Here is a 21,526-nt window from a genome sequence, read left to right on the forward strand (position 1 = left end):
AGCAGGTTGATGAAATGAAGAAGTATATTGATTCAAGTGTAAATCCTAGGAGAGGGAGTATGAAGATGAAGGAGAGCAAACACAAACAAATTGCAGGCAGGGAGCGTTTTGTCAATCACATACCGGGTACGCTGATATACAAGGGAATCAAATCAGAACCCTTTGAAATAGAATGCATATCATTTGATGCAGAAGTGATTGAAACCAGGAATTTCAGAAATACTGAGAGCTTGGAGGAATATCTGGGTTCACTTAAGGACAGTAGCGAAACGATAAACTGGATAAACATTACTGGGATAAACCATGTGGAGGAGATTAAAAGAATCGGCGGTTTCTTTGGAATAGACATGCTTGTACTGGAGCAGATATTGAACATCAACAAGCACAGCATGTTCAGAATATCGGAAGAATATATTTTGAACAGCCTGCAGATGATTTGCCTGAAGGGGGAATCAATGGTTTCTGAAAATATAAGCGTATATATGAAGGGAAATGTCATACTTACATTCCAGGAGAAGAAAGGGGATGTTTTCGATTCAGTGAGGCACAGGCTTGAGAACGGTCTTGGAAGCATAAGGGAGAATGGCGTGGAATACGCATATTTCTGTCTTCTGGATGCCCTTGTTGACAATTACATGAATGTTCTGGAAAGGACAAGGACGGACATTGACTGGATCGAGGAGGAGCTGGTCGAATCAGGAGCCATCGACGGCAAGTTTCTTCATGATTTGAGAAAGAAAATAATGATGCTCAGGCTCAGCTCGGGAGCTGTTGAAAAAATGGTGAACGAGCTGCTGCGGGACGAAAACTTCAACAGCGTCAAGTATGCAGCACATATGGAGTCACTGGCGTCCAATGCGAGGATGGCGCTTAACGAGTCGTCGCTGCAGAAGGAGACTGCAGACGGATTATTCGACAACTACATGGTCAACAATTCCAACGATATGAACAAGATAATGACTACACTGACAATATTTTCAGCTGTTTTCATACCCCTGTCGTTTCTTGCCGGAGTATTCGGCATGAACTTTGAATATATTCCGGGACTCGGCAACAATGTCGGATTCTATTATTTCATAGCTTCCTGCATCGCGATGTCTTTTGCCATGATATCAATTTTTAAGATATTGAAATGGTTTTGATGGGAGGTTGTGCCATGTTGATTATTATTGATAATCAAAGCAGCTATATAAAGACTTTCAAGAGGAACTTCCTGGCTGAAGAGGATTTCGACTATATTTTCTTTGACCACAATCAACCTATAATACTGTCATCCAAGGCCAAAGTCCATGGTATAATACTGTCAGGAGGCAGGGGAACCCCATATGAACCCCTTAACCTTACTGCAGATTTAGTTTCACTTATGAATTTTGATGTGCCGGTGCTGGGTATATGTTTGGGATTTGAAATACTGGCTGTTGCATACAGGGGAAGAATCAAGAGGATGGCTGATCCTGTGAACAAGAAAGAAAAGGTCAGAATTCTTGATACCGCTGATCCCATATTCGATGGATTGAGAACCTCGGAGATTTACCTCAAGGAAAAACATACACACTATATATCGGAACTTCCGCCGAACTTTATTAATCTTGGTGAATCGGACAGCTGTAAATATGAAATTGCAAGACATGCCGACAAGCCGATATATGGTTTCCAGGGGCATCCTGAGGTTTCAGGACAGGATGGAATAAGGATAATGAGGAACTTCATTAGTATATGCGGTCTGTAATCAGCCATGAAGGCTATAAAAAAGGATGGGGTCTCCCATCCTTTCATGGTTTTATAGATTTGTTAGTTCTTTCAAAGTCATAGCCAGAAGAAGTGCCTTTTCGCTTATTGTATGGCTCAGTATATATTCATTACCTTTCCTGTCCTTGAATCCGTTGGGGCCGAATCCGTCAATCATGGGTTTGGTACTGTCTGAAAGGGCTATATTTGCAGAGCTCCATCTGTGTTCGCCGCTTACCTTTATATCCAGCTTTTCTCCCAGTTCTATTATATTTTCCATGAGACTTTGACTTGCTTCGCTGTATTCCATGGGTGATCTCTTTCGTCCACCCTCGATTTGAAACTCAAGCATTTTCTTGCTCTTGAGTGCCGATGCAGCTTTTCTTATTCTTGCGTCTATATTTTCAAAGGTATCGCTGTTTCTGTACTTCACGCTTATCTGGGCCTCGCAACGAACAAATGGTTCGGAAATGTTCGTATCCATTGAAGCTTTCTTTGGCGCTATAATTATGCCCTTTTCGCTGTCGGTCATCTTTGACAGGTCTCCGATTATTTTGGCGAACTGTGCAGATGCCATAGCGACATCGGAGTTGTCTGTGAAACTTTTTAGAGTCATCTCCAAATGGTACAAGGCAGAACCGGATCTTGTAGTTACCATTCCTCCGTCTTTGTATGCGCCGTGAAGGCCCAACACTGCCTTGGAAACAGACGATTTGTCCTTGATAATTCTTCTTGAGTAACTGCCCTTCATTGTATCATCGGTTGTCAGCAGTATTCCTATCTTCACCTTGCCCAGCAGCCTTGAATACTTGAGCCCTTTTAGAGCGAGAAGCATTACTGACAGTCCGCCTTTGTTTTCCCAGACTCCCGAGCCGAAATACTTATGGTCACTGCTGCTGAAATAGTCATGCTCGCCCAGTCCCTTGATATTATCCAAATTGCCTATAATGAGACAGTCGTATGTCTCGCTTTGGGTGTTGGTGAAGAACATTATATTTCCTACCTCGGATTGTGAGAATATCTCCTGTGAAAATCCAAGATCGGAAAGTTTGCTTTTCATTATGTTGCCCACTCTGTTTATGCCGTTTATATTTTTTACATGGCTGTTGATATTGACCAATTCCTCCAGGAGTCTCTGGGTGTTCTGATTGTTGTTTCTGAAATAACCCCTGAGCCTTGCCGGCAGGTCCACTTTGGTGGTCTTCTCGTATAAGGATGAAGACGAGAACTCCTCGGCAAAGTATCGGTTTGCAGCCACATCAAGTATTCTGTTGACGAGGCTGGTGAATGTATATCCGCATTTATCGGCGGCATTGACGTATGAACCGTTTGCGCCCAAACTTGCCATTGAGTTGACTTCAAGGACATATGCATTGCCTTCTTCGTCCAGACGTATGTCAACCCTGGCGAAGTCTCTTAAGCCTAAAACCTTGAAAACCTTGAGACTTATATCCTTCATGACCCGGGAAAGTTCCTCCGGAATGTCGGCCGGGCAGATTTTTGCTTTAGGTTTCTTAAGTTTGTCTTCAACAGTCTGAATTGCATCGGGGTCACCTTCAAGGTCTATTTCGAGTACGGGGAATATTTCGACGGGGTCGTTTCCCAATAGTCCAACTGCAAATTCCCTGCCTCTGATGAACTTCTCTACAAGTGCCTGCTGCTTGAATTCACTTACTATGAAATCTACTGCATCCCTCAGGTCTTCTACATTGTCAACGACCCTTAGGCCAAATGACACGCTTTCCATCTTCGGCTTCACAATTACCGGGAAATCTATATTTTCCATGTCCTCGTCGGAGGAAGAAAATGTCCAGAAGTCAGGTGTCGGTATGTTGTTTTTCTGCAGTATTATTTTTGTTATGACCTTGTCAAGGGCTATTGCATGTCCTGAAGGCGATGATCCTACATAGGGTATGCCAAGCATTTCAAGCATGGCGGGTATATGGGTATATCTGCTTTCACCCTGTATTCCATAAGCCATGTTGAAAACAAGGCCGAATTTTTCCCCCTCCTTTACACGGGGAAGAAAGTTTCGGATGTTGTCGATTACATTCATGTTTCCATCTATTATCTCGACATTGTGTCCCCCTTTTTCAAGGGATGATGCAACCTTTTTAACTATCTTAGAGCTGTATGTTTCCTTGTTTTGCATGCCGAAGGTATTGATTACACCGCTTCGGTCTTCATTGTAGATTATTGCAACTCTCATTAATACCCACCTTCCAGGTCAGGGTCATCAAGAGGTTTTCTTTTTTTACGCTTGGGAAAACTTGTATTTTCCCTGGTCTTTTCTGATTTTATTTTTCTATTCTTTTTTATCTTTTCTTTTTTCAATATAAAATCGGAATAATCGTTGTCATCAATTAAATCAAAATAGTCTTTCTTGTTTTTCATTTTTCATACTCCAACTTGATAAATCAAGCGGTTCCCTCAACGAAACCTACGAGATCACCTACTCTTATAAAATTGTCTGCAAAAGACAGCAGCTCCATGTTGAATTCCTCTTCGAGAATTTCAAGAAGGTCATTAAGCTTGTATTCGTTCATGTTAAGATCATCTTCAAAGCTCAGATTCATCTCTATTTCCGATGGACTTCCATATTTTGATATCTCGGAAATGAGGGCCTTGATTATTTTTGTTTCCATTTCATCCTCCAAAAATATAGTTTTGCTTAAATTTTGTACTAAAAAACACCACCCTTGACGGTGAACTAAAATAAGAAAATACATAAATGTAGATATTCAAAAAATTAATATAATCCTATATTATCCGCCATCCAGATGATGTGACTTTACGGTTATTCCTGATTTGATTTTAATTTTACTTAATGCATCACTCTCCTAATTTTTATTATAGCCAATAGATGGGAATAGTCAATACATTTTTGTTTACGGTGGGTGTTTTACATTTGTAGGGTATTGAATCTATGGTATAATTGACGGGATGAGAACACTGGTAAAGGTGTGCTGATAATGACGACTACAAAGGAGTAGAATATGAAAATAAGCTTGATTGAACCGTTGAACGTACCAAAGGCCACTATTGACAGATTGTCAGCCGGATTGACAGACAAGGGACATGTTTTTGAATACTATTCTGACAAGACAACAGATGAAAATGAACTGCTTGAAAGATCGAGGGATTCGGACATAGTCATGATCGCAAACAATCCAATGCCTGGAAGTGTTATTTCCAAGTGTGAAAACCTGAAGATGCTTGATGTGGCTTTCACAGGTGTGGACCATGTGGGTCTTGATATTATAAAGGAAAAGAACATAGTGCTGTGTAATGCTGCAGGCTATTCCGATATCTCGGTGTCTGAACTTGCTGTCGGTCTTGTACTTGATCTATACAGAAATATTTCGGCAGGTGACAAGGCAATAAGATGCGGAGGCACACTGGGAGGAAACAGTCTCATGGGAACAGAGATTTCAGGAAAGACTGTCGGTATCGTGGGAACGGGCAGGATAGGCACAATGACCGCGAGACTTTTTCTTGCTTTCGGAGCCAAAGTTATTGCCTACAGCCGTACGGAGAGGGCTGACGTGAAGGCCATGGGAGTCGAGTATGTATCCCTTGACAGCCTGATGAAGGAAGCTGACATAGTATCCCTTCATGTGCCCAATATTCCGGAAACAAGAGGGCTAATAGGTGACGAAAAGTTGAGAATGATGAAGTCAAGCGCCATTCTGGTCAACTGTGCCAGGGGGCCTATTGTAGATAATGCTGCTCTTGCCGATGTACTGAATGAAGGGGTTATTGCAGGTGCCGGAATTGACGTATTCGACATGGAGCCTCCAATTCCGGAGGATTATGAGTTGCTGGGTGCAAGGAATGCAATTCTTACGCCTCACGTTGCCTATGCAACCCATGAGTCAATGGAAAGAAGGGCTGAGATTGCCTTTGACAATGTGTACAGGTATCTGGAAGGCAATCCTGTCAATGTTGTGGAAGTTTAGAAACTCCGGAGGAAATATGGACAACAATCTATTTTACAGAAATGTTTTGGAGAATTTGTATGACGGAGTGTATTTTGTTGACAAGGAAAGGCGGATAACCTTTTGGAACAAGGGAGCGGAGAGGATTTCAGGATTTGATGCTTCAGAGGTTAGTGGCAGCTTTTGTCATGACAACTTATTGAGGCATGTTGATGAAGAAGGCAGGGAGTTGTGCAATGAATACTGCCCTCTTAAAAGTACAATTGAAGACGGTGACATGAGGGAGGCGAAGGTGTACCTTCACCACAAGAACGGACACAGGGTTCCCGTAAATATTAGAAGCATTGCAATATATGAAGGTGATGAGATTGTCGGAGCCGTTGAAGTCTTCTTTGATGATTCGGAGAAGAGGGAGATGCTTGAAGATATGAAAAATTTGGAATCCATGGCAATGAAGGACCATCTGACCGGACTTTACAACAGAAGGTATACGGAAATATTTCTGGATTCGAGGATGAGGGAATTGTTAATGCTGGATATACCCTTTGGAGTGGCGATGATGGATATCGACAAGTTCAAGGACTTCAACGACAGCCACGGACATGATGTTGGTGATGAAATATTGAAGACAGTGACCCTTAGCATGAACAGCATCATTAGAAAGACGGATCTGGTATCTAGATGGGGTGGAGAGGAGTTTCTTGCAGTTTTCTCAGGAATCGATGAAAAAAGTCTTGAAATTATCTGTGAAAAGATGAGGATGCTGGTTGAAAAGTCTTTCCTTGGAGGTTCTGATGACAATCTTGGAGTGACCATATCAATAGGAGCCACAATGGCAGAAAGGGAAGACACCATTGATGAAATTCTCAAGCGTGCCGACAAACTGCTTTATGAAAGCAAGGGAAATGGTAGAAACAGGGTGACGAAGGGATAATCAGGATATGTATGCGGAATGATTATTCATTCCGCATTTGGGGAGCACAAGTCATATGAACATTATGGCTACACCAACCAGGGCAATTATTGTGCCGATTATCTCCTTTGCGGTCACCTTCTCTTTTTTGATGAAATATGCATATGGTATCAGCATGATGGGAGTGATTGAAATCAGTGTCGACGCCACTCCGGGATTTATTCGCTGAACTGCATATAGCGACATTGAGATGCCCAGGAAGGGACCGAAGAATGATCCTACGGTCATGGACATCATGGCTTCCTTCTTTTTCAGAGACTTCATGAAATCAGGCCATTGTCCCCTAAGGGTGAATAGTATCATGAAGGTTAGTATCCCCGACAGTATTCGTATCTGGGTGGCTGAAAATGGGTCGTAGTCGGCTATTCCGTATTTTCCTATGATATAGCCGGCTGACTGGCCAAGCGCACCGCCGAATGCCAGAAGTATTCCTGCAACAGGGTGCGTGAAGGCAAGCTTGTTGTTGCCGTCGGTGACGAGTATCACTGAGGCTATGCCGGCAAGGGTTACAAACATGCCGGCAACCTGTATGGCTGTCATTTTTTCATTGAGGAATATGAGTGCCATTATTCCGCTTAGAGGTGGAACGCTTGCATAAATAAGCATGGAAAGTCTTGATCCTATTCTTACAAAGGCTTCCATCAGGAGAAGGTCGCCAAGGGCTATGCCTACCAGGCCTGACAGCATAAGCCAGAGCCATGTTGATGAAGAAGCATCCGTAGGGAACAGCTGCCCCCTTGATATAAATGTGAATGTAGACAGGAATGCCAGTCCTATGAAGAGTCTAAGAAGGTTAAGGTTCAGTGATCCGATTTTCCTGGCACTGCTTTCAAATGCAGTAGATGTTATGGCCCAGAAAAGTGCCGTCAGCAATGCGGCTATTTCTCCAAGATTGTTGTTGATTGTTGTCATGTTTATTTCTCCAGTGATATTTAATTTTTATTTTTTATCAATGAGAGTATAACACAGTTTTAACTGAAAAGTATGCACAAAATTATTGTTACTCTGTTTTTTGCCTTTCTTCTTGTGGTTGCGTTGGCTGTACAATGCAACCTTTTAAAGTGAATAATTTTTCAACTTTATAGAAATTAATTTGCCAAAGTGATATACTTAAGATAGCGTTTTCATAAGCACAATATTATAAGGAGGATGTACAAATGAAACAAATGAAACGAAGCTTATCTTTGGTTTTGGTTGTAATGATGATCCTTTCAATGGTGGTTACAGTATATGCCGTTGAGGATCTACCAGTACTGAATGGCATTGTTGTGGAAGTTCAGAAGTATGGAAACCTTACCTTGGATATTGCACCTTCGGCGTTTTATGATGCCGGATATGAACTTGGAGATGTTTTGGAGATTACTGTGGGAGACAATGTGCTGGAACTGCCCTTTGTCACTTCTTACAGCGACGTGGATACGGGAAGCCTGCTTGTCAGGGACGACAAGGGAAATGATATAGTCGTTGTAGCCATAAACATGGGCAATTTTTCGACAACCTATGGAGTAGAGGCTGGAGACGAGGTTTCTTTTGCCCTTGTAGAGAAGGAAGGCTATCTGTCCGAGTATCTCCTGAGGCAGTTGACAAGGACATATGTACGTGAAGACTATGCTACCGATTCCATTTATGCAAATTTCAGGAGCATTGCAACGGAAGGGATAAATCCCGGATTAATCTACAGGTCATGCAGCCCGGTAAACAATGAACTAAACAGGGCGGCATATTCAGATGCCCTTGCCGAAGCCGTGGGGATTGAAACTGTAGTGAACCTGGCCGATTCCATTGAAGAGCTGGAAGGATTCATGGCTGAAGAAGGCTTCAAGTCCGATTACTACAAGTCATTGTATGAAGACAGAAAGGTTATTCTTCTGGACATGGATGTTGACGTTGCAGGAGAAGAGTTTGGAGCCAAACTGGTTGAAGGGTTCAAATTCATCATCGATAATGAAGGACCTTATCTGATTCACTGTACTGAAGGAAAGGACAGGGCGGGATTTGCCAGTGCGCTTCTTGAAGCCCTTATGGGAGCATCTCTTGATGAGATAGTGGCTGATTACATGACCACTTATGAGAACTACTATGGAATTGAAAAGGGAAGCGAGCAATATGATGCAATCGCAGAAAGCAATATAATAACTTCGATGACAATGGTAGTTGCAGGTCTTGAGAAGGGAAGCGACCTGACGGATGTGGACCTTGCAGAGGCTGCAGAAGACTACTTGAAAGACAAGGGAATGACAGGCAGCGAGATATCCGACCTTAAGGAAAAACTGTCCGGCGATCCGATATACAAATCACCTATGGTAATGGGTGAAGTTCTTGAAATAGAGAAATACGGCCATGCATCCACAGACATACTCATAGAAGATTTCAGGGATTTGGGATTTGAAGAAGGAGACATGGTTGCAGCAGTATTCGACAATGGATTTGTCCTGGAAGCTCCTTTCCTTGACGGATACTATGTTGATACCGGATATCCTCTGGTTAGGGCATATCCCGGACATACGAACATAGCCGTATGCATCAACTACGGAAAACTCAACGAGATTGCTGATGTTGAAGTTGGCGATATGGTGACAATCATGCTGACTGAATCGGAAGGTTATCAGGTCCAGTACGAAATCAGGAAGCTTGAAAGGACAAACAACCGTGAAGACTATGGGTCCGATGAAATATTTGCAAATTTTAGGAATATCAGTCTTGGAACTGTGGCCGAAGGAGTATTGTACAGAAGTTCAAGTCCGATAAACAATGAGCTGGGACGTGCTGCCTATTCCGACATGCTTATCAAGGGTGCTGGTGTGAAGGCGGTTGTAAACATGGCCGACTCAGCGGAAGACATAGCTGAATACAGATCGGCTGAGGATTTCAATTCACCATATTATGCCTCGCTTTACGACAATGGCCAGGTCATGACATTGAACATGAATCTTGCCTACGGCAGTGATGAATTCAGGGATAACATTGTCAAGGGTTTGATATTCATGAGTGAGAATGAAGGGCCTTTCCTTGTACACTGTACTGAAGGAAAAGACAGGGCGGGCTTCATGTCAGCCTTCATCGAAGCTCTCATGGGTGCCACAAAGGATGAGATAGTAGCAGACTATATGCAGAGCTATATAAACTACTATGGCGTTGAAACGGGCACAGAAAAATACGAGGTCATAACCGGTGATGTTTTGGGAATGCTCGGTGTCATATCAGATGCTGATGATCTGGATGCTGCAGACCTTGCATCAGATGCAGAAGTCTATCTAATGGCAGGAGGAATGACTGCAGACCAGATTGCAATGCTCAAGACCAAGCTGTCCACTCCTGTGGAGGAAGAAGAGATAGTTGTCGAGCCTGTACTGCCGGTTGTACCAGAAGTTCCCTCAGTGCCGGAGGAACCTGCAGCCAAGGATGAAACGATTACATATGTAGTTGTCAGCGGAGACTGTCTGTGGAGAATAGCTCAGGAATATCTCGGAGACGGAGCCCTTTACACTGAGATATATGAATTGAACATGGACATTATCAGTGATCCTGATTTGATTTATGTAGGACAGACTATAAGCATACCTGTGAAGTAAGAATAAACAAGCAAAACGAGATAAGAGGAGGATGTCTTCTTATCTCGTTTTTTTGGAATCAGGTAAATCGAATTATTAATAGTGTTGGCAGTATTAATATATATTTTTCCCGTTAGATGAAGATTAAGAGGTCGTTATATCTTTGTAAAATTGCAACGGCGATGATCTAACAAACTTCGAGACTACAAATGTCACAATTGGCGACATGTAGCAGAGAACCGCATATGGAGCGCTGTAAAGGACAGTAGCTCCGGTGACTATGAATATAATAAGCCCGTTCACATTCCAGGGCATGAGAGGTGCTATGATGGTGCCCGTATCGGATATGGTGCGGACAAGGATTGTCTTGTCTACGTGAAGCTTTTCATACCTGTCCTTGAGAAGCCTTCCGGGAATTACTATGCCGACGGTCTGGTCGCAGGTGATTACAGTGAGCATGCCGCTTATTATGCCTGTTTTTATTATTAGTTTGCCCGGTGTTTTGACATTATGCATTACATTGTCTATGACGGGCTTTATGATTCCCGTTCCTTCAAAGAGGCTGCTGAGAGCGATGGCTCCCATTACAATGAGGATGACCTCTATCATGGATGCTATGCCTCCGCTTACCAGGATATCATTGAGTTCAGCGGTTGGTGTGGTACCCCTGTATCCGAAGAATACAGACTTTATGATTTCTGAAATCCCCATGTCCTGAAGGAATAAGCTTGCCAGGATTCCGCCTGCAAGACCAGTGGAAATTGCCTTTATGGTGTCAACTCCTGAGAATGAAAGTACCAGAACGATGGCAGGTAGAAGAAGAAGGTAAGGAGAAATGTAGAATCCTTCCCTGATTGCCTGCTGAAACACCTGAAGGTTCGAACTTTCCACGGCAGAGTCGTATCCGGTTCCAAGGATGTAATAGGCTGCAGCCGTTATGATATATACGGGGATAAAGGTAACCATCATTTTCTTTACTGCATCCCTGTATTTAGTATCAGTAGTTGTGAGAGTAAGGTTCAAAAGTCCCGATATCGGAGATATCTTGTCGGCTATGAAGGCTCCAGATATCAATACTCCCAGAAGAACATGCGTAGGAATTTCAAACCCCTTGCCTATGCCAAGCAGAGCAAGGCCAATAGTGCTTATGGTGCCTACTGCAGTACCCATGAACACTGAAATGATGGAAGTTATGACGAATGCTGCAAAGAGGAAGTTTACCCCCTTCATATAGTCGAGTCCGTAATATATCATTGCCGGTACCGTACCGGAGGACAGCCATATTGACATGGTGGCTCCAATGAGCATTATGAGTACATAGAGCATTCTGCATTCCCATAGACCGGACTTCATCATGTTCGTAAGGGTAATTGAAGAAAACCCTCTTTTTCTGAACAGGTTGTATGAAAACAATATGGCAATTAGAAACCCATAGAACAGGGAAATATCAAGCATTATACATGCTATTATTGATGCAACGGTTATGGTGAATACCATTGCTGTGTCTTTTTTATTGTTTGTGTTTTTTTTCAAAATATACCTCTTATTGATTGATGTTGAGGCTCTGACGGCCCCTGGATCCTGTATTGTTTGTTGATGACATGCATGCATTTGTCTATGTACAGAATAAGGTATATTGACATATAATTCAATACTTTTCGCTTTTTTTGAAAAGATGTTTCAAGAGGTTGTGCGTTTTTAATTTTCGTGAGTATTGTGATATAATGGATTAAAAATAAGCCTCTATGGATCATTCAAAAAATATTAGGAGAGAGAGATGACTAGGATAATTATTAATGGATCGGAAATGACATCAAGGGAAAGGGCACATGAATACCTGAAGGATATGTTTGGTTTTCCTGAATATTACGGGAAGAACCTGGATGCCTTGTGTGACTTGCTCAATGAAAAGACTGTACCTGTGGAGATAAGGCTAATCAACAGCGAGGATATTGTTAAACTCCTGGGGCCTTACGGCAATTCTCTGTTAGACGTCTTCAAGGATGTATCCATAGAAAACGAGAACATTATAGTGGATATTTCATAATATATTAAGGAGAAGATAATGGAAATAAGGAAAACAAAAATGGAAGATTTGAATGAGGTCATGGAAATCTACAGCCGGGCCCGTCAGTATATGAAGGATAACGGCAATCCCAACCAGTGGGTTAACGGGTATCCACCGGAGGAGGTTGTCAGGGAAGACATATTGTCAGGCGCTAGTTACTTGTGCATTGAAGAGGATAAAACAGCTGCAGTTTTCTATTTTGATCCGCAGGCTGAAGATCCTGACTACAAGGAGATATTTGACGGCAAATGGCTTAACGATGAGCCCTATGGAGTAATCCATCGCATTGCCGTTGCATTGCACAAGAAAGGGGTTGCATCCTATTGTCTGGATTGGAGTTTAAATCAGTGCGGGAACCTTAAAATTGATACCCACCGTGACAATTTGCCCATGCAGGCCATGCTTGAAAAGAAAGGTTTTGTCCAGTGCGGCATAATATATACTAGGGACGGCAGTGAAAGACTGGCTTATCAAAAAATAAAATGAGAATGAAAAAACACCCTTTTGCCGGATTGATGCAGGCAAAAGGGTGTTTTGATTTTAGTCTCTCGACCTCTTTCTTTTCGTATATGTCGTATGCAGAAGTTCATGGGAATGATGACCAAGAGGTTTCTCGAGGAAATCTTCATAAAGCTTTAGTATATCCTTGTTTTCATGGGATTTTCTGAGAGTTTTCATCTCGTCTTCGGTATAGAGACAGCTTATTCTCTTCTCCCGTATCTCCGGATCGTCTGAACGTGGCTGTCCGCCGCCGTTTATGCATCCTCCGGGACAGGCCATTATTTCTATGAAATGATACTTGCTTTTTCCCTGTTTTATTTCTTCAAGCAGCTGTCCTGCTCCGTCAAGGCCGCTTGTAACTGCTATATTGACTTCCACTCCGTCAAGGGCCTTCCATTCTTCAACGGGATTCTCGATCAAGAGTGAGGCTGTTTTTATCTTCTCTACTCCCATAATGGGTTTTATATGCAGATTTTCAAATGGAAGTTCCCTGCCTGTAATGAGTTCGTAGACCGTCCTTACTGCGGCTTCCATTACTCCACCCGTATTTCCGAATATGTCGGCTGCTCCCGAGGAAACTCCCATTGGGCTGTCAAAGGTTCCGTCTTCGAGGTTCAAGAAATCCACGCCGGCATCCTTTATCATCCTTGCGAATTCCCTTGTGGTGAGGACGGCATCCACATTGTTCAGTCCGTTGTTCACCATTTCCGGTCTCGTTATTTCATATTTCTTTGCCGTACACGGCATAATCGAAACAACATAGATGCTTTCAGGGTCTATGCCGGTCCTGTCTGCAAAGAAAGACTTTGTAAGGGCTCCCAGCATCATGTGTGGAGACTTGCACGACGAAAGATTGTCAAGCTGATCGGGGTAGTAGTGTTCTATGTATTTTATCCATCCGGGACTGCAGCTTGTGATCATGGGGAAGGTTGCATCCTTTCCGTTTATGAAAACATCCTTAATCCTGCCCAGGAATTCATATCCTTCCTCCATTATGGTAAGGTCCGCAGCAAAATTGGTGTCGAATACATAGTCGAAACCAAGTTCTCTCAATGCCGATGCCATTTTGCCCGTGACTGAAGTGCCGGGTGGCAAGCCGAACTCTTCTCCCAGTGCCGCTCTTATGGCAGGAGCAGTCTCTACTATAACAACCTTTTCGCCATCATTCAGCGCATCCCATACATTTTCTATGGAGCTTTTTTCCTTCAGAGCTCCAACCGGACATACCTTTGTGCATTGACCGCAGAAGGTGCAGGATGCCTCGTCGAGCATTAGTCCCTGTCCCGGGTTGATAACGGATTTGAAACCTCTTTCCTGGGTGTTCAGGATTCCGATTTTTTGGATATCGTTGCACATGGTTTCACAGCGCCTGCAGAGTATGCATTTTGACATGTCCCTTTCTATTGCTGCAGATGAAATGTCGACGATGTCCTTTGACATCTCTCCGGCGAACCTGTCTTCCTCAACGCCTATTATTCCTCCAAGTGCCTGAAGCTCGCAGTTGTTGTTCCTTTCACAGCTCAGGCAGTTTTTGGGATGATTGGAAAGGATGAGCTCATACATGACCTTTCGTGCATTTCTTACTCTCTGGGTGTTGGTCTTTATGTTCATGCCGTCCTGCACCTTGGTGATGCAGGAGGCCATGAGGTTTTTCACTCCCTCAACTTCGACTACGCAAAGCCTGCAGGCTCCTATTTCATGAACTCCTTCCAGATAGCAGAGATGTGGTATGAGAATATTGTTCTCTTTGGCGACCTGAAGTATGGTCTTGTCGGGAGATGCTTCAATAACCTTGTTATTAATAGTAATATTAGCCATTTTACCCTCCTATATCCTTCTGTCGCATCGCAAGCATCGCATTGCTTCCGCCATTGCATTGAGCCTGTGATAGCCCTTGTTCACTTCATCGAAATTGTTCTTGCGCTTGTCGGATGACAGTATTTTCATTGGGAACCTCTCATGTTCAAAGATTTCGTGTTCCTCAAAGTCATCGGGAATTTCAATCTCTTCTCCCTTGTTGAGTTCTCCAGTGCCTCCAAGATATTTGTCAATTTCCACAGCGGACTTCTTGCCGTCGGCTATGGCAGTTATGACCACGTCGGAGCCTCTGACCACGTCTCCGCCTGCAAAAACTCCCTCCATTGAAGTCATATTGTTTTTGGAATCTATGACGAATGAACCGTATCCGGTAAGTTCGACCTCGTCCTTACTTATGAATGGAAGATCGGAATACTGGCTGACTGCAGGAATGACCATGTCGACTTCGAAATCGAATTCGGAGTTTTCCCTTTTCACAGGTTTTCTTCTTCCCTTGCTGTCAAAGCCTTCCAGATTGATTCGTGAGCAAATGATCTTTTCCACGCCATTTTCGCTGCTTCCCGCAATTTCCAGAGGCATTACCAGCTCGTGTATCTGTATGCCTTCTTCCATTGCGTCCCTTATTTCCCTTTTGTCAGCAGGCATGTCTTCTATCCTTCTCCTGTAGAGGATATGAACTTCTTCGGCGCCCATTCTAAGGGCAACTCTTGCTGCGTCTATGGCTGTGTTTCCACCGCCGATTACTGCAACTTTTCTGCCAATTGGCACTTCTTTGTTGAGGTTGACATCCTTCAGGAAGTCCAGTCCATGATACACACCCTTCAAGTTTTCTCCCTCTATGCCCACCTTCCTGCTGAACTGTGTTCCGGTTGCTATGTAAAGGGCATCGTAGTCCTTTTTCAATTGTTCAAATTCAATATCCTTTCCAACCTTATGGTTCAGGATTATGTTTACTCCAGCCTGCCTTATGCTGTCTATTTCTTTCTTCAGTATTTCCTTTGGCAGCCTGTACTGAGGTATTCCAAAGGCCAGAACCCCTCCGGCCACATTTTGCTCCTCGTAGACGTCGATGTCGTAACCCAGTCTTGCCAGATAGTAGCCGCAGGTGAGTCCCGAAGGACCTGCTCCGATTATTGCAACCTTCTTGCCATTCTTTGGATGTGTCGTGGTTTTTATTGGCTTGTCGGAATTAAGTACCTGCTCCGCTATGTATTTCTTGATGTCGGAAATTGCAATGGCTTCGTCTATCTGGGCCCTTCTGCACTTGTACTCGCAGGGATGGGTGCATATGTCGCCGCAAACTGCAGGGAAGGGGTTTTCCTGTCTGATGAGGTTGTATGCATCCTCTATTCGCCCCCTTGCAACAAGGGCAAGATATCCCGGCACGTTGATGTTTGCAGGACACGCGTTTTCGCATGGCGACAGGAACAGTTCTCCGCAGACTCCTGCAGTGCAGTAGCCTTCCTCTATATGCTGAAGGTATTCATCCATGAAATACTTGAGGGTACTGAGCACCGGATTTGGCGCCGTCTGGCCGAGGCCGCAGAGGGCGGTGTCCTTGATGACTCTGCCAAGATCCTTAAGGTCTTCAATGTCGCTGTCGGTTCCCTGTCCCTGGGTTATCCTTTCAAGTATTTCAAGCATTCTCTTGGTTCCGATTCTGCAGGCTACGCATTTTCCGCATGACTCGTCCTGGACGAATTCCATGAAGTATCTTGCAACGTCTACCATGCAGGTATCCTCGTCCATGCAGACAAGTCCTCCCGAACCCATTATTGCTCCCAGCTCCGTAAGTGAATCGTAGTCGATAGGCGTGTTGAGATGTTCCTGAGTCAGGCATCCTCCTGAAGGTCCTCCCGTCTGAGCAACCTTGAACTTCTTGTCGGAAGGTATGCCTCCGCCTATGTCATAGACTATCTCGCCCAGTGATATTCCCATGGGCACTTCGATTATTCCCGTATTGTTTATATCTCCTGCAAGAGCGAATATTTTTGTACCCTTGCTGTTTTCCGTTCCAATGGAGGAGAACCAGTCGGCTCCCTTCAGTATTATGGAGGCTATGTTTCCGAAGGTCTCCACATTGTTGATTATGGTAGGTTTCTTGAAAAGTCCTTCATCCGAGGGATAGGGAGGTTTCTGCCTGGGTTCGCCTCTTCGTCCCTCCACTGAATTCATGAGGGCCGTTTCCTCTCCGCATACGAAGGCTCCTGCTCCTATCCTGACCTCTATGTCGAAGTTGAAGCCTGAATTGAATATATCCATTCCCAGGAGTCCTTTTTGCCTTGCCTTCTGGATGGCCCTGCCAAGCCTGTCGATTGCCAGTGGATATTCGGCTCTCACATATACTACTCCCTTTTCTGCGCCTATGCAGTAGCCTGCAATCATCATTCCCTCGATTACCGAATGAGGGTCACCCTCGACGAGACTTCTGTCCATGAAGGCGCCAGGGTCACCTTCATCGGCGTTGCAGATGACATATTTTTCCTTTTCATCGGACTTCATTGCAAGTTTCCATTTGAGGCCTGTAGGGAATCCGCCGCCGCCTCTTCCTCTGAGTCCCGATTTGGAAATTATGTCGACGGCTTCCTCTCTGGACATTGAGGAGAGAACCTTCTCGATTGCAGAATATCCGTCGTTCGCAATATATTCTTTCAGAGAATTGAAATCTATCCTTCCGCAGTTCTTCAAAACTATCTTGTACTGCTTCTTGTAGAATTCAATGTCGTTCATAGCCGTTATGTACTCTTTTGTTTTCTTGTCGAAGTAGCAGTACTTCTCCAGCAGCTTTCCGTTGATTATGTGGGAATCCACTATTTCCCGGATCTTGTCTTCGGTGAGTCTGCAATACAAGATCATGCCCGGATTGACAACCATCATCGGTCCTTCTGCGCACATTCCCATACAGCCAGTATTGTTTACCTTTACGGATTCACTCAGTCCCTGCTTTTCCAGCTCCCGTTCAAGGGCTTCGCAAATGGATTTGCTGTCCGATGAAAGGCAGCCTGCACCGTAGCACAGGTTTACTGTATGTGTGTATTTCTTCATTTTATCCTTGAATGCATTGGATATTTTTTTCAGTTCCTCCGAGCTTCTAATTGTTTTCGACATTGACAGCATCTCCTTTCATATAGGTACCCAGTATCTTTTCGACCTTTGTGGGATTGAGTTGCTTGTATACCTTGTCGTTGATCATAATGGCAGGTGCAAGACCACATGCTCCTATGCAGCGCATGACCTGCAGGGAGAAAAGTCCGTCCTCGCTTGTCTCGCCTACCTCGATGCCTGTCATTTCCTTGATTTTTTCAAGGACCTTTTTTCCGCCTCTAACATAGCATGCTGTGCCTAGGCAGACGCTTATCATGTATTCGCCTTTGGGTTGTGTGGAAAAGAAAGAATAGAAGGAAACCACTCCGGACACCCTTGAATAGGGCATGTCCATTTCCCGGGAGATATACTTCTGTACCTCCACGGGAATGCAGCCGAAGATAACCTGTGCCATGTGAAGGACCTGAATGAGGTTGTCTTCGTTTGCATCGTAGTCGCTGATAACTTGTGCCAGAGTTTCGTACATTTTGTCTTCAGATAATTTAACCGTCATAGATCTTACCTCCGAAAAGAATTTTGTACTACATATTTCAAATGTGAAAAATGAAACCGTGCTGTATCAACTCGCAGCTGAGCTGCTTTCAGGATGTGTGTTAAAAATTTGTCTTATTATAATTATACCTTATAGTGAAGGCACAATCAAATTTGATTAAAAGGGTTATTGACTTTAACTTCTTTTGAGGGTCATGCAAACAAAAAACTCTGCAGAACAAATTCTGCAGAGTTTTGTAATATCCTTATATCCATGTGTAGTTAAGTATTATATAAATTGCATATATTCCTGCCAGAAAGATGCCTTCTCTTTTGGCTATGGCACCTTTTTTATTTTTTGCGAATATTCTGAATGCCGTCAATATTATCAACATGGCCGGGAATTGGAGCTTGTAGAAGTCTGGAGGCACCCTAAGGCCTTCTGTCGTGACTGCTGCTGCACTTCCTACAACAAAAAGCACGTTTAATACATCGGCTCCGATTATGTTTCCTATGGCAAGCTCTCCGTGTCCCTTTCTGACCGCAGTCACCGCTGTTATGAGTTCGGGAAGGCTTGTTCCAAAGGCCACCAGGGTGGCTGCTATGACGGACTGGGGTATTCCTGCCCTTATGGCAGTGATTTCTACCGCAGGTATCAGTACCTTTGATGAAAGGATAACCAAGGTTATGCCCAGACCAAGCTTGGCGAGTTGAACATAGACAGGCCTGTTTTCTTCGTGGAAGATTTCCCCGGTTGACGCCGACAAAGCTCTTGACCATCTTATGGAGATGTATATATAGGCTGCCAGTAATAAAAGGAAAATCCCTCCCATCCACTGGTGTATGACTCCGCCGGGTGTCTTTGAAAATAGGGGGAGACTTACTGCCGTGAGCAGTATTCCTGCTGCAAACTGTATGCGTCCCTGTCTGTCTATGGTGTTCCTATCCACTGGAAGGACGCCTATCATTGCTGCAATACCTATTATTAGACCGGTATCGGCTATTATTGATCCAACTGCGTTTCCAAGCGCCAGGTCCGGATTGCCGTTTACTGCCGCCAGCACCGAGACTGTTGCTTCCGGCAGAGTGGTTCCCAGGGATACTATTGTTGCCCCTATGATGAGTTTTGGCACACCCCAGTGCACTGAAAGGCTGACAGCCTCGTCCACCAGTATGTCCGCACCCTTGCTCAATGTAAAAAGAGTGAATGCCACTACTGCCAGTACTGCGATTGTAGGTAGTGTTGTTAAAAAATGATGTACTGCTATATCCATAATATACCTTCTTTCTGCAGGGTGAATATTAAAAAACCCTGCAATTCTCCCTTGAAAATTGCAGAGTCTCACTTAGCATAATGATTATTTGCCATCAAAGCCGGGAAGTATTTTCCGTAATGACGACTTTGATTCCGTAAGGATAGTTACTCCCTCTTGCGTATAAAAGTATATTCCCCGAGAATTAATTTGTCAAGGCCTAATGTATATGTGGTATAATTAGTATTATTTTTGATAAGAGAAATTTTATCATTGGGAGGTATTAATGGACAGGAAATATATATTCGGACACAGAAATCCCGATACGGACAGTGTTACTTCAGCCGTGGCCCTTTCATATCTCAAGAACAGCCTTTCGGACAACACGGTTCCAAAGGTTCTTGGAGATGTGAACAAGGAAACGAAATACGTCTTTGACTATTTTGACATGGAGGTGCCTGAAAAACTTGACAATGTGAAGATTCAGATCAAGGACCTTGAATTCGACAAGATAGAAGCCCTGCCTGAAGACAGGTCCATATTCTCGGCATACAATTATATGAACGACAACAGGGTCAGAACACTTCCTGTTACAGGTGGTGATGGTGTCTTGATGGGTATTGTTACCATGAAGGATATTGCGATGAATCATATATTCGGAGAAGGCATGGTTATAGATACGACATATGACAATATGCTTGAAACACTTGGCGGGAAGGCGTTCAACAGGGCTAAGGATATAATAAAAGGCAATATAACCGTCACGGCTTATCATACTTCGACCATTATGAGGGACAGTATTCTGAATGAAGCTTCCATAGTCATAGTGGGAGACAGGTATGAAATTATAAGCCATGCAGTGGATATGGATGTGGAGCTTATAATAGTAACAGGCGGCAGGGAAATCCCTCCGGAATATTTAGACAAGGCAAGGGAAAAAGGTGTGAACATCATAAGTACCCAAAACAACACTTTTAAGACATCAAAGCTCATAAACCTTTCGAACAAATTGGACAGCATCATGAAAAGGGAAATTGTAAAGGTATACAGCGACAGCTATTTGGAGGATTTCAAGGAACTTCTTTCGAGTTCAGGCCACTCGAAGTTCCCGGTTGTTGACAACCACAAGAGATATATGGGAATACTCAGCAGAAGGCATGTTTTGAAGCCTTCGAAGAAGAAGGTTATCCTGGTCGACCATAATGAATTCGAGCAGAGCGCCGAGGGTATCCATGAGGCTGAGGTCCTTGAGATTGTTGACCACCACAAAATAGGGAGCATGGCTACAACCTATCCCATAAGTTTCAGAAACGAGCCTTTAGGAAGCACCAATACCATCATATATGAAATGTACAAGGAAAAGAGCATTGAAATACCTGATAAGGTTGCAGGACTTATAATGTCCGGAATTATTTCCGACACCCTGTTTTTCAAGTCTCCGACCACTACGGAGAAGGACAGAAAATATGCGGAAGAACTGGCAGAGAAGCTGGATGTTGACCTTGGGGAATACGCCTATGACATGTTCAAGGAAGGAACTTCCCTCAAGGGCATGACAAAGGATGAAATATTCTTTTCGGACTACAAGGAATTTGAACACAAGGGAATAAAGTTTGGAATATCCCAGGTGTTCACAATGGATATAAATGAAATAAAGACTGAAGAGGAAGAAGAAATAAGAATGCTCAAGGAGAAACTTGGAGAGCTTAATGTCGATATAGCCATGGCGGTCTTTACAGACATCATAAGGGAAGGGTCTTATATCATAAGCTATTCAAGGATTCCCGGTGTTTTAAAGGCTTCCTTCAGTAAGGACAGTCCAGGATTCTTCCTTGAAGGCGTAATATCCAGAAAGAAACAGATCGTACCTAGAATAATGGATGGGATTGAGAACACTAAGCTTTAGTGTTCTCCTATTAAAAACAAAAAAAACAAAAAATCTGCAGATATCTGCAGATTTTTTAAATGGTGGGCGCAATAGGGCTCGAACCTATGACCCCCTGCTTGTAAGGCAGGTGCTCTCCCAGCTGAGCTATGCGCCCGTGCGTATAAATATAATAGCAAATGGACATGGATATGTCAATAAAAATTATTGATTAATTTTATATTTGTTCCAATCA

At 43.6% G+C, this 21,526-nt stretch carries 17 protein-coding genes and 1 tRNA gene; 8 read left to right on the plus strand and 10 right to left on the minus strand.

Going from position 1 to position 21,526, the window contains the following annotated elements; translation table 11 throughout:
• Positions 1-59: 59 nt before the first annotated feature.
• Positions 60-1,142: a CorA family divalent cation transporter gene (locus BUB05_RS13345; RefSeq protein WP_073050118.1), complete on the plus strand. Its 1,083-nt coding sequence runs from the start codon at positions 60-62 to the stop codon at positions 1,140-1,142.
• Positions 1,143-1,156: 14 nt separating this feature from the next.
• The gene (locus BUB05_RS13350) at positions 1,157-1,729 is read left to right on the plus strand and encodes a glutamine amidotransferase-related protein (RefSeq protein ID WP_073050119.1); all 573 of its coding nucleotides are present in this window, start codon (positions 1,157-1,159) and stop codon (positions 1,727-1,729) included.
• 51 nt (positions 1,730-1,780) lie between these two features.
• On the opposite strand, the gene BUB05_RS13355 is transcribed toward BUB05_RS13350, so the two are convergent.
• From BUB05_RS13355 to BUB05_RS13365, 3 genes are read right to left on the minus strand one after another with little or no spacing between them, the layout of a single operon-like run.
• Positions 1,781-3,937: an ATP-grasp domain-containing protein gene (locus BUB05_RS13355; RefSeq protein WP_073050120.1), complete on the minus strand. Its 2,157-nt coding sequence runs from the start codon at positions 3,935-3,937 to the stop codon at positions 1,781-1,783.
• Entirely contained in the window at positions 3,937-4,122 is a 186-nt protein-coding gene (locus tag BUB05_RS13360; protein ID WP_073050121.1) for a hypothetical protein, read from the minus strand. The genes BUB05_RS13355 and BUB05_RS13360 overlap by 1 nt, the downstream gene beginning before the upstream one ends.
• Before the next feature lie 23 nt (positions 4,123-4,145).
• Positions 4,146-4,373: a hypothetical protein gene (locus BUB05_RS13365; protein WP_073050122.1), complete on the minus strand. Its 228-nt coding sequence runs from the start codon at positions 4,371-4,373 to the stop codon at positions 4,146-4,148.
• 351 nt (positions 4,374-4,724) lie between these two features.
• On the opposite strand from BUB05_RS13365, the gene BUB05_RS13370 reads away from it, so the two are divergent.
• Entirely contained in the window at positions 4,725-5,687 is a 963-nt protein-coding gene (locus BUB05_RS13370) for a 2-hydroxyacid dehydrogenase (protein WP_073050123.1), read from the plus strand.
• A 16-nt stretch (positions 5,688-5,703) separates the two neighbouring features.
• A complete protein-coding gene (locus BUB05_RS13375) occupies positions 5,704-6,600 on the plus strand; it encodes a sensor domain-containing diguanylate cyclase (RefSeq protein ID WP_073050124.1) in 897 nt (298 codons plus the stop codon).
• Between the two features lie 51 nt (positions 6,601-6,651).
• On the opposite strand, the gene BUB05_RS13380 is transcribed toward BUB05_RS13375, so the two are convergent.
• Complete coding sequence (locus BUB05_RS13380) at positions 6,652-7,551, minus strand: DMT family transporter (RefSeq protein ID WP_073050125.1); 900 nt, start codon at positions 7,549-7,551, stop codon at positions 6,652-6,654.
• Between the two features lie 245 nt (positions 7,552-7,796).
• On the opposite strand from BUB05_RS13380, the gene BUB05_RS13385 reads away from it, so the two are divergent.
• Positions 7,797-10,211: a tyrosine-protein phosphatase gene (locus BUB05_RS13385; protein WP_245819892.1), complete on the plus strand. Its 2,415-nt coding sequence runs from the start codon at positions 7,797-7,799 to the stop codon at positions 10,209-10,211.
• A gap of 123 nt (positions 10,212-10,334) precedes the next feature.
• On the opposite strand, the gene BUB05_RS13390 is transcribed toward BUB05_RS13385, so the two are convergent.
• The gene (locus tag BUB05_RS13390; protein ID WP_073050126.1) at positions 10,335-11,723 is read right to left on the minus strand and encodes a Na+/H+ antiporter NhaC family protein; all 1,389 of its coding nucleotides are present in this window, start codon (positions 11,721-11,723) and stop codon (positions 10,335-10,337) included.
• Between the two features lie 244 nt (positions 11,724-11,967).
• Here BUB05_RS13390 and BUB05_RS13395 point away from each other — a divergent pair, with 244 nt between their 5' ends.
• Positions 11,968-12,237 carry a barstar family protein gene (locus BUB05_RS13395; RefSeq protein WP_073050127.1) on the plus strand — a complete coding sequence of 90 codons (270 nt, stop codon included), beginning with the start codon at positions 11,968-11,970 and terminating at the stop codon, positions 12,235-12,237.
• Positions 12,238-12,255: 18 nt separating this feature from the next.
• Positions 12,256-12,744 (plus strand): GNAT family protein, encoded by a 489-nt coding sequence (locus BUB05_RS13400; RefSeq protein ID WP_073050128.1) that lies wholly within the window; start codon positions 12,256-12,258, stop codon positions 12,742-12,744.
• Positions 12,745-12,798: 54 nt separating this feature from the next.
• Here BUB05_RS13400 and BUB05_RS13405 read toward each other — a convergent pair whose 3' ends face one another.
• The 4 genes from BUB05_RS13405 to BUB05_RS13420 all read right to left on the minus strand — a co-directional run bounded on the left by BUB05_RS13405 (position 12,799) and on the right by BUB05_RS13420 (position 19,427).
• Complete coding sequence (locus tag BUB05_RS13405; RefSeq protein ID WP_073050129.1) at positions 12,799-14,577, minus strand: NADH-dependent [FeFe] hydrogenase, group A6; 1,779 nt, start codon at positions 14,575-14,577, stop codon at positions 12,799-12,801.
• Positions 14,578-14,586: 9 nt separating this feature from the next.
• On the minus strand, positions 14,587-17,685 hold the full coding sequence (locus BUB05_RS13410) for an NADH-ubiquinone oxidoreductase-F iron-sulfur binding region domain-containing protein (RefSeq protein ID WP_073050130.1): 3,099 nt from the start codon (positions 17,683-17,685) through the stop codon (positions 14,587-14,589).
• Complete coding sequence (locus BUB05_RS13415) at positions 17,669-18,175, minus strand: NADH-quinone oxidoreductase subunit NuoE family protein (protein ID WP_073050131.1); 507 nt, start codon at positions 18,173-18,175, stop codon at positions 17,669-17,671. The genes BUB05_RS13410 and BUB05_RS13415 overlap by 17 nt, the downstream gene beginning before the upstream one ends.
• A gap of 244 nt (positions 18,176-18,419) precedes the next feature.
• A complete protein-coding gene (locus BUB05_RS13420) occupies positions 18,420-19,427 on the minus strand; it encodes a calcium/sodium antiporter (protein ID WP_073050132.1) in 1,008 nt (335 codons plus the stop codon).
• Positions 19,428-19,692: 265 nt separating this feature from the next.
• On the opposite strand from BUB05_RS13420, the gene BUB05_RS13425 reads away from it, so the two are divergent.
• Complete coding sequence (locus tag BUB05_RS13425; protein ID WP_073050133.1) at positions 19,693-21,312, plus strand: putative manganese-dependent inorganic diphosphatase; 1,620 nt, start codon at positions 19,693-19,695, stop codon at positions 21,310-21,312.
• Between the two features lie 60 nt (positions 21,313-21,372).
• On the opposite strand, the gene BUB05_RS13430 is transcribed toward BUB05_RS13425, so the two are convergent.
• Positions 21,373-21,448, minus strand: a tRNA-Val gene (locus tag BUB05_RS13430).
• Positions 21,449-21,526 lie beyond the last annotated feature (78 nt).

The sequence above is a fragment of the Dethiosulfatibacter aminovorans DSM 17477 genome, assembly GCF_900142005.1.
Classification (GTDB): Bacteria; Bacillota; Clostridia; order Tissierellales; family Dethiosulfatibacteraceae; genus Dethiosulfatibacter; species Dethiosulfatibacter aminovorans.

Bases quoted from the DNA above. Each gene is read 5' to 3' on its own strand.
- BUB05_RS13345 (WP_073050118.1), top strand. From the start codon at position 60: ATGAAGATGAAGGAGAGCAAACACAAACAAATTGCAGGCAGGGAGCGT.
- BUB05_RS13350 (WP_073050119.1), top strand. From the start codon at position 1,157: ATGTTGATTATTATTGATAATCAAAGCAGCTATATAAAGACTTTCAAG.
- BUB05_RS13355 (WP_073050120.1), bottom strand. From the start codon at position 3,937: ATGAGAGTTGCAATAATCTACAATGAAGACCGAAGCGGTGTAATCAAT.
- BUB05_RS13360 (WP_073050121.1), bottom strand. From the start codon at position 4,122: ATGAAAAACAAGAAAGACTATTTTGATTTAATTGATGACAACGATTAT.
- BUB05_RS13365 (WP_073050122.1), bottom strand. From the start codon at position 4,373: ATGGAAACAAAAATAATCAAGGCCCTCATTTCCGAGATATCAAAATAT.
- BUB05_RS13370 (WP_073050123.1), top strand. From the start codon at position 4,725: ATGAAAATAAGCTTGATTGAACCGTTGAACGTACCAAAGGCCACTATT.
- BUB05_RS13375 (WP_073050124.1), top strand. From the start codon at position 5,704: ATGGACAACAATCTATTTTACAGAAATGTTTTGGAGAATTTGTATGAC.
- BUB05_RS13380 (WP_073050125.1), bottom strand. From the start codon at position 7,551: ATGACAACAATCAACAACAATCTTGGAGAAATAGCCGCATTGCTGACG.
- BUB05_RS13385 (WP_245819892.1), top strand. From the start codon at position 7,797: ATGAAACAAATGAAACGAAGCTTATCTTTGGTTTTGGTTGTAATGATG.
- BUB05_RS13395 (WP_073050127.1), top strand. From the start codon at position 11,968: ATGACTAGGATAATTATTAATGGATCGGAAATGACATCAAGGGAAAGG.
- BUB05_RS13400 (WP_073050128.1), top strand. From the start codon at position 12,256: ATGGAAATAAGGAAAACAAAAATGGAAGATTTGAATGAGGTCATGGAA.
- BUB05_RS13405 (WP_073050129.1), bottom strand. From the start codon at position 14,577: ATGGCTAATATTACTATTAATAACAAGGTTATTGAAGCATCTCCCGAC.
- BUB05_RS13410 (WP_073050130.1), bottom strand. From the start codon at position 17,685: ATGTCGAAAACAATTAGAAGCTCGGAGGAACTGAAAAAAATATCCAAT.
- BUB05_RS13415 (WP_073050131.1), bottom strand. From the start codon at position 18,175: ATGACGGTTAAATTATCTGAAGACAAAATGTACGAAACTCTGGCACAA.
- BUB05_RS13420 (WP_073050132.1), bottom strand. From the start codon at position 19,427: ATGGATATAGCAGTACATCATTTTTTAACAACACTACCTACAATCGCA.
- BUB05_RS13425 (WP_073050133.1), top strand. From the start codon at position 19,693: ATGGACAGGAAATATATATTCGGACACAGAAATCCCGATACGGACAGT.